The 13,984-nt window shown below is 41.3% G+C and carries 14 protein-coding genes and 1 pseudogene; 8 read left to right on the top strand and 7 right to left on the bottom strand.

Annotated features, from left to right (window positions below; all coding sequences use genetic code 11):
- Positions 1–14: 14 nt before the first annotated feature.
- The 5 genes from serA to metK all read right to left on the bottom strand — a co-directional run bounded on the left by serA (position 15) and on the right by metK (position 4,402).
- The gene (gene serA, locus AN389_RS04115) at positions 15–1,244 is read right to left on the bottom strand and encodes a phosphoglycerate dehydrogenase (protein WP_055016904.1); all 1,230 of its coding nucleotides are present in this window, start codon (positions 1,242–1,244) and stop codon (positions 15–17) included.
- A gap of 9 nt (positions 1,245–1,253) precedes the next feature.
- Positions 1,254–1,907 carry a ribose-5-phosphate isomerase RpiA gene (gene rpiA / locus AN389_RS04110; protein ID WP_055016905.1) on the bottom strand — a complete coding sequence of 218 codons (654 nt, stop codon included), beginning with the start codon at positions 1,905–1,907 and terminating at the stop codon, positions 1,254–1,256.
- A 37-nt stretch (positions 1,908–1,944) separates the two neighbouring features.
- Entirely contained in the window at positions 1,945–2,541 is a 597-nt protein-coding gene (locus AN389_RS04105) for a 5-formyltetrahydrofolate cyclo-ligase (protein ID WP_055016906.1), read from the bottom strand.
- 19 nt (positions 2,542–2,560) lie between these two features.
- On the bottom strand, positions 2,561–3,103 hold the full coding sequence (locus AN389_RS04100; protein WP_055016907.1) for a hypothetical protein: 543 nt from the start codon (positions 3,101–3,103) through the stop codon (positions 2,561–2,563).
- A 147-nt stretch (positions 3,104–3,250) separates the two neighbouring features.
- Positions 3,251–4,402, bottom strand: a complete 1,152-nt coding sequence (gene metK / locus AN389_RS04095; RefSeq protein ID WP_055016908.1) for a methionine adenosyltransferase — start codon at positions 4,400–4,402, stop codon at positions 3,251–3,253.
- Between the two features lie 304 nt (positions 4,403–4,706).
- Here metK and tkt point away from each other — a divergent pair, with 304 nt between their 5' ends.
- From tkt to AN389_RS04055, 8 genes and pseudogenes are all read left to right on the top strand, one after another.
- Positions 4,707–6,698 carry a transketolase gene (tkt, locus tag AN389_RS04090; RefSeq protein ID WP_055016909.1) on the top strand — a complete coding sequence of 664 codons (1,992 nt, stop codon included), beginning with the start codon at positions 4,707–4,709 and terminating at the stop codon, positions 6,696–6,698.
- 290 nt (positions 6,699–6,988) lie between these two features.
- The gene (locus AN389_RS04085; RefSeq protein WP_055016910.1) at positions 6,989–7,303 is read left to right on the top strand and encodes a pyrimidine/purine nucleoside phosphorylase; all 315 of its coding nucleotides are present in this window, start codon (positions 6,989–6,991) and stop codon (positions 7,301–7,303) included.
- 178 nt (positions 7,304–7,481) lie between these two features.
- Positions 7,482–7,838 carry a ribosome hibernation-promoting factor, HPF/YfiA family gene (hpf, locus tag AN389_RS04080; protein ID WP_024033129.1) on the top strand — a complete coding sequence of 119 codons (357 nt, stop codon included), beginning with the start codon at positions 7,482–7,484 and terminating at the stop codon, positions 7,836–7,838.
- Between the two features lie 142 nt (positions 7,839–7,980).
- On the top strand, positions 7,981–9,216 hold the full coding sequence (locus AN389_RS04075; protein WP_055017348.1) for an NRAMP family divalent metal transporter: 1,236 nt from the start codon (positions 7,981–7,983) through the stop codon (positions 9,214–9,216).
- A gap of 101 nt (positions 9,217–9,317) precedes the next feature.
- On the top strand, positions 9,318–9,734 hold the full coding sequence (locus AN389_RS04070; protein ID WP_055019306.1) for a GNAT family N-acetyltransferase: 417 nt from the start codon (positions 9,318–9,320) through the stop codon (positions 9,732–9,734).
- Between the two features lie 475 nt (positions 9,735–10,209).
- Positions 10,210–10,428 carry a hypothetical protein gene (locus tag AN389_RS04065; RefSeq protein WP_055017349.1) on the top strand — a complete coding sequence of 73 codons (219 nt, stop codon included), beginning with the start codon at positions 10,210–10,212 and terminating at the stop codon, positions 10,426–10,428.
- A gap of 1 nt (position 10,429) precedes the next feature.
- Entirely contained in the window at positions 10,430–10,801 is a 372-nt protein-coding gene (locus AN389_RS04060; protein ID WP_055017350.1) for a hypothetical protein, read from the top strand.
- 60 nt (positions 10,802–10,861) lie between these two features.
- A pseudogene (locus AN389_RS04055) lies at positions 10,862–11,176 on the top strand (helix-turn-helix domain-containing protein).
- 745 nt (positions 11,177–11,921) lie between these two features.
- Here AN389_RS04055 and AN389_RS04045 read toward each other — a convergent pair.
- Positions 11,922–13,109 carry a VWA domain-containing protein gene (locus AN389_RS04045; protein ID WP_055019305.1) on the bottom strand — a complete coding sequence of 396 codons (1,188 nt, stop codon included), beginning with the start codon at positions 13,107–13,109 and terminating at the stop codon, positions 11,922–11,924.
- A 1-nt stretch (position 13,110) separates the two neighbouring features.
- Complete coding sequence (locus AN389_RS04040; RefSeq protein WP_055017353.1) at positions 13,111–13,959, bottom strand: MoxR family ATPase; 849 nt, start codon at positions 13,957–13,959, stop codon at positions 13,111–13,113.
- Positions 13,960–13,984 lie beyond the last annotated feature (25 nt).

The raw sequence follows: 13,984 nt of genomic DNA, 5'->3' as shown, positions 1-13,984 counted from the left end.
TTACACTTCACCTTTTAGTGAAGAATACGCGCTCTAATTGTACCTTCTACTGCACTTAGCTCTTTAAGCGCAACTTCTGATTGATCGGTATCTACGTCAATAACTACATAACCAATTGATTCATCAGTTTGTAAGTACTGAGCGGCAATATTAATACCGTGCTGGGCAAACGCTTGGTTAATTTGCGTAAGTACACCTGGGCGGTTGTGGTGTACATGCAATAAGCGGCTACGGTTAGCAAGCTCTGGCAGCGAAACCTCAGGGAAGTTAACAGCCGTAATAGTTGAGCCATTATCTGAGTATTTAGCTAATTTACCGGCTACTTCAATACCAATGTTTTCTTGCGCTTCTTGGGTTGAACCACCAATGTGCGGCGTTAATATAACGTTGTCGAATTCGCGCAGTGGCGATACAAATTCTTCTTCGTTAGATTTTGGCTCAACAGGGAATACATCAATAGCAGCGCCGCTTAGCTTTTTCTCGCTAAGTGCTTCGGCAAGTGCATCAATATCCACTACAGTACCGCGTGAAGCGTTAATTAGTATTGAGCCCTGCTTCATTACGGCAAGCTCAGCAGTGCCAATCAGGTTTTTAGTTTGCGGTGTTTCTGGTACGTGTAAACTAATAATATCAGCGCGCTGTAAAAGCTGTGTTAGGTTATGAATTTGCGTGGCATTACCTAAAGATAGCTTATCTTCAATATCGTAATATTCTACGGTCATACCAATGTTTTCAGCCATAATACCAAGCTGCGTACCAATGTGGCCGTAGCCAATAATCCCGAGTGTTTTACCGCGAGCTTCAAATGAGCCGGTTGCCGTTTTTAACCAGCCGCCACGGTGTGCTGCTGCATTACGCTGTGGAATACCACGTAATAACAAGAGTATTTCGCCAAGTACCAGCTCTGCGACAGAGCGTGTGTTTGAAAACGGTGCGTTAAATACCGCAATACCGCGCTCGCGCGCTGCGTTTAAGTCAACTTGGTTAGTACCAATACAAAAGCAGCCAATGGCTACTAGCTTTTCAGCTGAGTCTAAAACGGCTTGATTAATATGAGTACGAGAACGAAGCCCTACAAAGTGCACATCTTTAATACGCTCTTTAAGTTCGTCCTCAGGTAGCGATGTTTTTACGTAATCGATGTTGCTGTAACCATTACGTTTAAGCGTTTCTACAGCGCTTTGGTGAACACCTTCAAGCAAGAGAATTTTAATTTTGTCTTTTGCTAACGATACCTTACTCATAACCTCATCCTATTTAATTTGTGGCCCATTTTTAGTGCCGATAATTACTTTATCAGCACCGCGCATCGCAAATAGGCCGTTGGTAACTACGCCAACAATTGAATTAATTTGTGTTTCAAGTTGTTTGGCATTACTAATACTTAAATTGTGTACATCTAAAATAACGTTACCGTTATCGGTTACTACGCCTTGGCGGTAAACAGGGTCGCCACCAAGTTTTAATAATTCACGCGCTACGTAGCTGCGTGCCATGGGTATAACTTCTACCGGAAGTGGGAAGTCGCCCAATGTATCTACTAATTTTGTGTCATCAACAATACACACAAACTGTTTTGCAACGGCTGCGACTATTTTTTCGCGGGTAAGTGCTGCGCCGCCGCCTTTGATCATTTCGTTATGGGCATTAATTTCATCTGCGCCATCTACATAAACATCAAGCGCATCTACATCGTTTAGCTCAAACACTTCAATACCTAATGCTTGTAGGCGCGCTGTTGAAGCCTCAGAGCTAGATACCGCCCCCGTTATGGTGTCTTTTACTGTGCCTAGGGCATCAATAAAATGATTTACGGTAGAGCCTGTGCCTACACCAACAATGGTGTTTTCTTTTACAAACTCGAGTGCAGCCCACGCAGCTGCTTTTTTTAATTCGTCTTGCGTCATTGTCATGCTCATGTTTCAAATGTGTAGTGGGTGTATATTACCAGTGATAAATTTTATCAGGAGTAATAATGGTTTTAAGTGGAACATCCCACGATTCAATTGGCAGTGCATCTACTTTTTGGCAGCTGTGTGCTAGGCCAATAAGTTGCGGTTTTTGCCAATTGTATGCGTGTAATTGCGCCAGTGTTTTATCGTAAAATCCACCCCCCATTCCTAATCGGTTACCTTGATTATCAAATGCAACAAGTGGCATCAGTAAGTAATCTAAATCAGTTAATGGGCATATTTGAGAGCAGTTCAGCTTAGGCTCCAAGATACCATAGCGATTTGCTCTCATGGGTGAGTTTTTTTCATAGCGTTGAAATAGCAAAGTAGCCCCATTAAATGGGTGTATAACGGGTAAATAAAGAGCATGGCCTTGTCGCCATAACTCATTAATTAACAGCGATGTATCTAACTCTCCATCGTTACTAAAGTAAATGGCTATCTGTTTTTTCGAGGCTGTTTTCTCGCTATTTAGCTGTTGAGTAAAATTCAACTTTAGCTGTGCAGCGGCTTTTTCTTGCTGTTTTTTTGATAGATTATTGCGTAATTGACGAATAGATTGGCGTATGTGTGTACGTTTATTGCTCATTGTAATTACGCACCTTCGATTAAATAGACACTAAATCAGGAAAAGCTAAGTAAACAGCAAGCACAATCAGTAGTAAAACGGCGGTGGCAATCAGTGAATATAACAAAATATTGCTACGCGCTTTAACAGGTTCATCGAGCTGCTCGTCAAGCATTAGATCATCTTCTTGCCACTCATCGCTTTCGTCTGCAGGGCTTTTTAGCTCATTGGTTGGAAGCCTTTGCTCTAGCTCTTCTAGCTTTTCTTCTAGGCGGATCAGGCTGCTTGTTATGTAATCGAGGGCATCAAAAATCCGTTCATCACGCTGACTAGCTGCACTAGGGTTTTGAGGAGGCTGCTCACCTGTGGCTTGTAACTTACTTTTAATGCCTAAACTTGCGAGTAATTTGGCTTGCTTTAGGGCTTTGTCTTTATTGCTTGGTGCAAAGAGTGTCTTGCCGTTAAAAAACTGAGTTACTTTATCTTCAGACGTTTTTAGTTTATTTGCTAAATTAACGCAGGCAGTTTTAGTCTCAGTGCCCTCAGCGAGCCCTACAAACATAACGCGAAAATTATTGGCCATTTACTTATCCCTTAAGCTTTTATTATGCAAAGAGTATATACCTAAAACAGTAAGTAATTCGAGGGCTCGCTAAAACTCATTATTAACTTTTATTTTAGATATAAAAACGGCCCTTAAAAGGGCCGTTTTTAATTAATACGTTTTGGCTTAAAGGCCTGCAGCTGCGCGAAGTGCGTCTGCTTTATCTGTACGTTCCCATGGGAATTCGTCACGACCAAAGTGACCGTATGCCGCTGTTGGTTGGTAAATTGGGCGCTCTAAATTAAGCATTTGAATTAAGCCGTAAGGGCGTAGGTCAAAGTGCTCGCGAATAAGCTCGATTAAGCGACCTTCTTCAAGCTTGCTTGTACCAAAGGTTTCAACGCTGATAGAGGTAGGCTCTGCAACACCAATTGCGTAAGATACTTGCAGCTCACACTTATCAGCAAGGCCTGCAGCCACTACGTTTTTAGCTACGTAGCGTGCAGCATATGCTGCTGAACGGTCAACTTTTGATGGATCTTTACCAGAGAAAGCACCACCACCGTGACGTGCCATACCGCCGTATGTATCTACAATAATTTTACGACCTGTTAAACCACAGTCGCCCATAGGTCCGCCAATTACAAAACGACCCGTTGGGTTAATGAAAAATTTAGTCGCGCTTGTAATAAGCTCGGCAGGAAGTACCGGCTTAATGATGGTTTCCATCACGGCTTCTACTAAATCATTTTGCGAGATTTCTTCAGCGTGCTGAGTAGAAAGTACAACTGCATCAATACCTACTGGCTTGCCGTTTTCGTATGCAAAAGTTACTTGCGATTTTGCATCTGGGCGTAACCAATTAAGCTCGCCGCTTTTACGTACTTGCGCTTGGCGTTGTACTAAACGGTGTGAGTAAGTAATTGGCGCAGGCATCAGTACTTCTGTTTCGTTACATGCGTAACCAAACATTAGGCCTTGGTCGCCAGCACCTTGTTCTTCTGGGCTAGTACGGTCTACACCTTGGTTAATATCAGGAGACTGCTTACCAATGGTGTTTAAAATAGCACACGAGTCTGCATCGAAACCCATGTCTGAATGCGTGTAGCCAATTTCACGTACTGTTTTACGTGTAATTTCTTCAATATCAACCCATGCGCTAGTCGTGATTTCACCACCAACCATAACCATACCGGTTTTTACGTAAGTTTCGCACGCAACACGGGCATGAGAGTCTTGCTCTAGGATAGCATCAAGTACCGCATCAGAGATTTGATCGGCGATTTTATCCGGATGACCTTCAGAAACAGATTCAGAAGTAAATAAATGTTTTGCCATTGTATTTCTGCTCACAAATATTGCGCTTCACAAACGTCGGTATTAGCGCTAAAAAATTAAGGGGCGTATTTTATCTAAAACGAAACTGCTTGCATAGTGTTTTTACGCCTAGACGTCTAAATAAAATGAGTAATCACTTTTTGGTCTTAAAAAATATTCATAATAGCCCATTTTTATGGGGTTTTTAATTGCACACAGCACCCACATTAAGTAAGAATGGTTGCTATAACAGCTCTTAAGTTACTTAAGGGTAAAAACGAGCACATTAGTACCCGCGCAAATACACATAAAGGTAGGAGAATTCATGCCATCTCGCAAAGAACTTGCAAATGCTATTCGCGTCTTGTCAATGGACGCAGTACAAAAGGCCAAATCTGGTCACCCTGGAGCCCCTATGGGCATGGCCGATATCGCAGAAGTATTATGGCGCGATTATCTAAAGCATAATCCAACTAATCCAGAGTGGGCTGACCGTGACAGATTTATTCTTTCAAACGGCCACGGTTCAATGCTTATTTATTCTCTGCTGCACCTAAGTGGTTACGACTTACCAATTGATGAAATTAAAAACTTCCGTCAAATGCATTCAAAAACACCTGGCCACCCAGAGTACGGTTACGCGCCAGGTATCGAAACCACTACGGGCCCATTAGGTCAGGGGATCACAAACGCGGTTGGTATGGCACTTGCTGAAAAAGCATTGGCTGCACAATTTAACCGTGAGGGTCACGACATTGTTGATCATTACACCTATGCATTTATGGGTGATGGTTGTTTAATGGAAGGTATTTCTCATGAAGCATGTTCACTTGCGGGCACCTTAGGCCTAGGCAAGTTAGTTGCTTTTTGGGATGACAATGGCATTTCAATCGATGGTGAAGTAGAAGGTTGGTTTAGCGACGATACACCAGCACGTTTTAAAGCGTATGGCTGGCACGTAATTAGTGGCGTAGATGGCCACGATAGCGACGCAATCAGTGCTGCAATAGCTGAAGCTAAAAGTGTTACCGATAAACCTACGCTTATTTGTTGTAAAACAGTGATTGGTTATGGCTCGCCTAACAAGTCGGGTAGCCACGATTGTCACGGCGCACCTTTAGGTGATGACGAAATTACAGCATCTCGCGAATTTTTAGGTTGGACTGGCGAGGCATTCGAAATTCCTGAAGATATTTACGCACAGTGGGATGGAAAAGCTAAAGGGCAAGAACTTGAATCAAGCTGGGACGAAAAGTTTGCAGCGTACGCAGATGCTTACCCAGAGCTAGCAGCAGAATTTAAACGTCGTACAGCTGGCGATTTACCTGCTGATTGGGCACAAAAATCACAAGAGTACATAGAGCAGTTACAAGCAAACCCTGCAAATCCAGCATCGCGTAAAGCATCACAAAATGCATTAAACGCCTTTGGCCCAATTTTACCAGAATTCATGGGTGGCTCAGCCGACTTAGCTGGCTCAAATTTAACAATTTGGGATGGCTCTAAAGGATTAACTGCAGACGATGCAAGTGGTAACTACGTTTATTACGGTGTACGTGAGTTTGGTATGTCGGCAATTATGAACGGTATTGCCCTTCATAAAGGCTTTATTCCTTACGGTGCTACTTTCTTAATGTTTATGGAATATGCGCGTAACGCTGTACGTATGGCTGCACTAATGAAGCAACCAAGCATTTTTGTATACACACATGATTCAATCGGTTTAGGTGAAGACGGTCCAACTCACCAACCGGTAGAGCAAATTGCTAGCATGCGTTTAACGCCAAACTTATACAACTGGCGCCCGTGTGACCAAGTTGAGTCGGCAATTGCATGGCAACAAGCTATAGAGCGTAAAGATGGCCCTACATCACTTATCTTTACTCGCCAAGGCCTTGAGCAACAATCGCGTGACGCTCAGCAATTAGCAGATGTTAAAAAGGGCGGGTACATCCTTAGCTGTGACGGCAACCCTGAGCTAATTATTATTGCTACAGGTTCTGAGGTACAACTAGCGCAAGACTCAGCAAAAGAACTACGCAGCCAAGGTAAAAAGGTACGTGTTGTCTCTATGCCGTGTACTGATGCGTTTGAAGATCAAAGCGCCGAATACAAAGAAAGCGTACTACCGTCAGCCGTTACACGCCGCTTAGCAGTAGAAGCAGGTATTGCTGATTACTGGTACAAGTACGTAGGCCTAAATGGCGCAGTAGTAGGTATGACGACCTTTGGTGAGTCTGCACCAGCAAATGAGCTGTTTGAGTTTTTTGGCTTTACAGTAGAAAACATTGTAAATAAAGCAAACGCCTTGTTTTAATCAATTGATTTAATATTTAAAAGCCCGCCCTGTGTAAATCAGGGCGGGCTTTTTTGTTTGATCAAATATGAAGAGGTGCTGCTAAAAATGCAAGCAGCCTAACACCTACTTTGGAAGCTCATATTCAAACTTTTGCTATAAGTTGCCACGTAAAAAGCGCAGCGGCTGGTATCTAAAAACGCAGCTTTAAAACCGCAAATGAGTAACTTTCAATGTACATTCCTTGCAAGGCTAAGGCCTATCAGGCAAGGTGGTGGCCGATTAAATAAAATAATACAACAGGAGTGAGGATGTCTCAGTTTGAAAATGTAAGCGTAATTAAAAAAGCGAACGTGTATTTTGACGGCAAAGTATCAAGCCGTACCGTGGTATTTAACGATGGCACAACTAAAACGCTAGGTTTTATGCAACCGGGCGAATTTGTATTTGATACCAGTAAAAAAGAATTAATGGAGCTTTTAGGTGGCCAGTGGGAGATTTTATTACCAGGCGAGAGTGAGTGGAAAACATTTACCGCGGGTGAATCATTTAACGTTGATGCCAATGTTAGCTTTAAAGTAAAAGTAAGTGAGTTTGCTGACTATTGCTGTTCGTACACAGACTAAACGCTTAAGGCTAGACGTCTGAAAGCCCATAGTTTATGGGCTTTGCATAAACTTTGCACAATGTATGATTTAAATCAGTTTGAGTAACAAATTAATTTTAAAAAACAGTGCTTTTTCCTTGTGTTAATCTAAATAGCCCCCAATACTATTTATGAGGTAACAAATAAAAGGATACCCTATGAAAATTAATCTTTCTGGTCACCATGTAGACGTTACTAACTCTATTAGAGAGCATATCAACGAAAAATTTTCAAAAATCGAGAGCCACTTTCCATCACTTATTGCACTCGACATTATATTGTCTAAAGAGCATCACAAAATCCAAGCAGAAATTAGCACAAATTACGAAGGTGCGCGTATATCGGTAAAAGGGGAAAACGAAGTTATGTACCCTGCGATTGCCAGCGCAGCTAAAAAACTCGATGCAGCACTAAAACATCGAAAAGGGCAAATAAAAGCAAATTTACACGAAAAGCCTGTAAGCACAACGCCAGAAATAGCGCATGAGATCATCCAAGAGATGGAGCTAAAATAACCTTTAGTCCCAAAGTACTATAAAAAAGAGCCTTATGGCTCTTTTTTATTGCCTTGATTTTAGGTAAGTTGTTCTCTCTTTATGTTTTTTAATTATAAAACTTAATCTTTTGTATATATAACACACACATATTGAGAAATTAATGCAGCAAACACACACTTCTTGGAAATCTCGATTGGGCGCCTTAGGCCCTGGTATCTTAATGGCAACCGCCGCAATAGGTGGCTCCCATTTGGTTGCATCCACTCAAGCTGGCGCATTATTTGGCTGGCAACTATTTTGGCTTATATTGGCGGTTAACGTATTAAAATACCCATTTTTCCGTTTTGGTATGGAATACACATTAGTAACTAAAAACAGCTTAGTAGAAGGCTATAAAAATAAAGGCCCTGTCTATTTTTATAGTTTTATAGCGCTAAACATACTTGCTGCCATAGTAAATACTGCTGGTGTATTGCTGCTCACAGCAAGTTTACTGCATTATGCATTGCCTGTAGTGATAGAGGTAACCCTGCTGTGTTGGATATTGCTCGGTGTGTGCTTAGCTATATTATTGTTAGGGCACTTTAAAGCGCTCGACAGCGTTGCTAAAGGCATTATGGGGCTATTAACGCTTGCTACTGTTATTGCGCTGGTTATTGCGTTTAGTAATGGCCCAATGGCGCCCGCTGACTATGTGGGTCCTTCACCATACGAGCTGGCTATGCTGAGCTTTATGGTCGCGTTAATGGGCTGGATGCCGGCACCAATAGAAATATCAGCGCTTAGCTCGCTATGGCTTAAAGAAAAACAAGCTCAGCAAACAGTGACTAAAAGCCAAGGTTTATTCGATTTTAACGTAGGGTATTGGTTAACAGCGTGCTTAGCATTAGTATTTTTTAGCTTAGGAGTGCTGGTGCAATATGGGCAAAGCAGCAATATAGAGCTTGGCGGTGTTGCCTTTGCTAAGCAGCTTATTGATATGTACGCACTGACTATTGGCGAGTGGGCAAGGCCGCTTGTATCGGCTATTGCCTTTTTGTGTATGTTTGGCACAACACTTACTGTACTTGACGGCTACGCACGCACTCTTAACGAATCACATAAATTACTTGGTTTTAAGCAATCTAAACACAGTTTAAATAGTTGGCTTGTACTGCAAGCACTAGCAGGCATGGCCGTTATTTTATTTTTTAAATCGGCCCTTGGCCCCATGCTTACCTTTGCCATGACACTAGCCTTTGTAACCACCCCCGTTTTTGCATGGCTTAACTTTAGCCTTGTACGCTCAGAACCCACTATTAAGCACAGCGTATTACTACGCAGCTTAACGTGGCTAGGGCTAGTGTATTTAGTGGGTTTTGCTGTTGCGTTTGTAGTGTGGAAACTAGCAGCATAGATTAAATTGACAGTTGGTAAGGAAGCTTTCACTCCCTTACTAAATTTGAAGACGTTGATTCACACAGCTGGGTGGCGCTTTAAAAGTAATTAAGGATAATAATGGTTTATAAAGTTGAATTTAAAGCCCCAGCACTGGATGAATTTGCTAACTTACGCACACAAGTAAAGTGGCAAAATCCTAACGATGAAGTATTAAAAGCAAGCATAGAAAACTCACTGTTTTGGATCACTGTATACGACACTTATAAGTTGATAGGCACTGGGAGAGTGATTGGTGATGGCGCAATGTATTTTTATATTCAAGATATAATTGTTGCGCCTAGTTATCAAAAACAAGGTATTGGTCGTTTAGTAATGACCCACATTGAAAACTACTTAAGCAGCACTTGTTCTAATGGCGCTACAGTAGGTTTATTAAGTGCTCACGGTAAAGAAAGCTTTTATACACATTATGGTTATGTAAAACGCGATGGCGATGTTTTAGGGCTAGGAATGTGTAAGTTTATTAGCAGGTAATAATAAATATTGCTCAATTTTTTTATATTTCCCATTAACTCTGTAAGTCAGATTGTTTCTAGTTAATTCATCATTTTTTTTGATGGCGTGGCTTCGCCACTTATCCGACCTACGTTAAAGGTAGGTTGGTTAAGCCAAAGGTGCCACCCAACAACGTTATAGGTTCACGCCTGAAGCTCCAATGCTAGCGCTGAGCTGAGCTGAGGTAAATTAATATCTAACTCAGCTCTTTTATCGCGTTACTTATTCCATTTAAACTCAGCGGGTACATGCGGTTGTTCATTAACTGTGTAATCAATGCTATTTAGAGTCAACAGATTAATGTTAAGTGGCTATTATTTTGTAGTAAGTTAGTAAGTTAGTAAGTTAGTAAGTGATTTGATAAGTTAGCCGGGTAAAGATATTAATATGCATGTTATGAAACGGCATACTATTAGGTTTTATTATTTGATGTTTAATCTACAAGGAAGAAACCATGAAATTTGATATGGCAATTACAGACAACTTCGCATCATTTTATGATGAAAAAGAAGGAAGTCATATTTTCATAGATAGTTTTGATAATGAAAATTTTGAAGTGAGAGTAGGAAGCTTAGAAGATTCGAAGCCCGTTGGTAATGTAGTTGCTTTTACTGATGTTGAACTGAATTCGAAATTATTGGAGTTATATAATAAGCACATTGGAGGTGCATAAAATGATTACTGAAGCTGAAATATCTGCATTAGAAAGTTCGGTCAATGAAATACTCCGTAAACACAATATGTCATTTAAAATGTCAAAACACTTTGTCAAAGACAGGATGAATGACTCTCGTAACACCCCAATGATTATGATTGCTGAACTAAACAGTATATTCAACCGTTTAACCGCGAGACATAAAGAGAATATTTTAAATCTTAAGCACAATAGTACATTTAATATTCGGTGCACAATCTCACATATTAATATGCCGTGCGCTGTAAATAAGATTCAAAGCCATTCTGGTGAGCATCATGAGAACATTGTAATTACAGTAATGAGAAAAGCTGAATGGAAATCAAAGGACTCTGCAGAGTTCTTAATTTAACTATAAATAATAAAATAGAGACTCTAAAAACTAAAACTTGAGTTTTTAGAGTCTGGCGCAATGAGCAAACGTGATTTATTTTCAGAATTAACGACAGCACTTGATGATGCTAAAGCACATTCACAAGGAAAGCTTACGTTACGTACTCATGCGGTAAATGATATTAACGATCTTGCTATCTCACCCGATGAAATAGTAAATAATAGAGAAACATTTAATATGTCGCGCGGTGTATTTGCAAACATTTTACATACCTCAGCAAGAACGCTCGAAAACTAAGAACAAGGGCGCAGCGCACCGAATGGCCAAGCGATAACATTGTTAAAGCTTGTGCAGCGTCATCCTGAAACATTGAACCATATAGCTGAGTTGTAGGCCTCTAGCTACTCTTTTTTCTATCATTCTAAGGGACTAAAATGAATGACACTAACTTTATAATACGTGTGCTAAAGTGGGCAACACTACAAGAAGAGTTTACTTTCTAGCAGCTATGTAAAGCTGTCCTGCTAAGTGAAAAAGAGCAGGAGCAGTTAAAACGGTTAATTCATGATAAATCACTTTTGTTTCACTCACACACATCATTCTATAGTTCGGTAGCCAGACCTGGGTCGGATATTAAATTATTTGCAAGCGCAGAAGATCACTTTAGATTTTTAGAGTATGTAGAGCTTAATGAAGCTAGGGAATCAGCAAAAGATGCAAATAGAAAAGCTTTATTTGCGATTTGGATAGCTATTTTATCTACGGTCGTATCGATTTTTCTATCTATACTGTCAATTGAATCGGATTTAAATATACCGGATAAGCTATATTCAACCATAAATAAAACAAATAAAAGTGTTGTGGGAGAGCTCACCGAAATTAAGAATGATAATCACGAGCTAAAGAAAAAGTTAATCTCGAATTCTGTTTGTTTAATTAATACTGACCCTACCTATAAATAACGCGGTACATCGGCTTGTTTCTAGTTCATTCATAATATGTTGTCGGATGGCGTGGCTTCGCCACTTATCCGACCTACGTCAAAGGTAGGTTGGTTAAGCCGAAGGCGCCACCCAACAAAGTTCTGGATTCACGCCTGAAGCTCCGCTGCTAGCGCTGAGCCGAGGTAAATTAATATCTAACTCAGCTCTTTTATTGCGCTACTTATTCCATCCAAACTCAGCGGGTACATTCTGTTATCCATCAGCTGCTTTATAAAATCAATTGATTGATAGTACGGCCAGTGTTCAACCGGTTGTGGATTGAGCCATGCGACTTTATCAAAGTGGTTGGTTATACGTTGCAACCAAGCACTGCCGGGCTCTTCGTTGTAATGCTCTACCGAGCCGCCCGGGTAGGCTATTTCGTAAGGACCCATAGTGGCATCGCCAACAAATATTACTTTATAGTCGCTGGTAAATTTATTAATCAGCGTCATGGTGTCGATGATGTTTGAATGGCGGCGCGCGTTGTCTTGCCAAACGTGCTCGTATAAACAGTTATGAAAGTAGTAAAACTCTAAATGTTTGAACTCGCTGTGGGCTGCGCTAAATAGCTCTTCGCAGGTATGAATGTAGTCATCCATTGAGCCGCCAATATCAAACAGCATTAATACTTTTACGGCATTGTGGCGCTCGGGTGCCATTTTTACATCTAACATGCCGCCTTGTTTGGCGGTTGCACGAATAGTCTCGTTTAAATCAAGGGTATCGCTTGCGCCAGTGCGGGCAAATTTACGCAGCTTTTTAAGGGCGAGCTTTATTGTACGTGAGCCAATTTCTCTGTCGGAGTCTAAATTGCGGTATTCGCGTTTATCCCACACTTTTACCGCTTGGCGATTGCGGTTACCGTCTTGCCCTATACGCACGCCTTCTGGGTTATAGCCGTAGGCACCAAAAGGCGATGTGCCGCCAGTGCCCACCCATTTATTGCCACCTGCGTGGCGTTTTTGTTGCTCTTGTAAACGCTCTTTTAGGGTTTTCATAAGCTCGTCAAGCCCACCCATGGCTTTTAGCTGGGCTTTTTCTTCATCGCTTAGGTGTTTTTCAAACTCTTTGCGTAGCCAATCTTCAGGTAAGTTGTGTTGTTTCTTTAAACTCTCGAGCAAATCAAGGTCGGCAATACCGCTAAAGTAATCACTAAAGGCTTTGTCGAACCTGTCAAAATGGGTTTCGTCTTTTACCATTATGGTGCGGGCTAAATGGTAAAAGGCGTCTACGTTGGCAAATATAACGCCTTTTTTTAAGGCGTTAATTAAATCGAGCAGCTCGCGCAGGCTTACCGGTAAGCGGTATTCACGCAGTTTGAAAAAAAACTGTACTAGCATGTTAGCGACGGCTCATAAAGGCTAATTTTTCGATTAGGCTTATGTCTTGCTCGTTTTTAAGTAAAGCGCCAAACATTGGCATTAAGCCGCCTTTTTGGGTTTTGTCGTGTAGTGTTTTTGCGTCTATGTCTTCTGCCATTAAAAGCTTTAACCAATCGAGTAACTCACTGGTAGAGGGCTTCTTTTTAAGGCCGTTGGCTTCACGTAAGTTAAAAAATACTTCGAGTGCTTGGCGTACTAAATCTTGTTTAACATTAGGGTAGTGTACATCAACAATTTGCTGCATTTCCTCGCTGCTAGGAAAATCAATATAGTGAAAAAAGCAACGGCGTAAAAAGGCATCTGGCAATTCTTTTTCATTGTTTGAAGTGATGATCACAATAGGGCGCTCTTTCGCTACAATGCGCTCGTTAGTTTCGTAAACATGAAACTCCATCTTATCAAGCTCTAGTAGTAAATCGTTTGGAAACTCGATGTCGGCTTTGTCTATTTCATCAATTAAAAGTACAGGGCGTTTGCCGTTAAGCTCGGCATAGTTAAACGCTTGCCACAATTTACCTTTTACAATGTAGTTGCCAATGTTGTGTACGCGTTCGTCACCTAATTGGCTGTCGCGCAGGCGCGATACCGCGTCGTATTCGTATAAACCTTGTTGCGCTTTGGTGGTTGATTTAATGTGCCACTGAATAAGTTCGGTATCTAAGCTTTTTGCAAGCTCCTCAGCCAGCATGGTTTTACCCGTGCCTGGTTCACCTTTAATTAATAATGGTTTTTCGAGCATAATGGCGGCATTTACAGCCTGTTTTAGTGAGCTGCTTGCGATGTAATTGTCGGTAGAATTAAATTGCACGGGTTACCCTTATCTGGTCTGAGCA

This window comes from Pseudoalteromonas sp. P1-7a, from assembly GCF_001401855.1.
GTDB lineage: Bacteria > Pseudomonadota > Gammaproteobacteria > Enterobacterales > Alteromonadaceae > Pseudoalteromonas.
The sequence above is the reverse complement of the archived record's forward strand: the minus strand, read 5'-3'. Positions and strand labels throughout refer to the sequence as shown.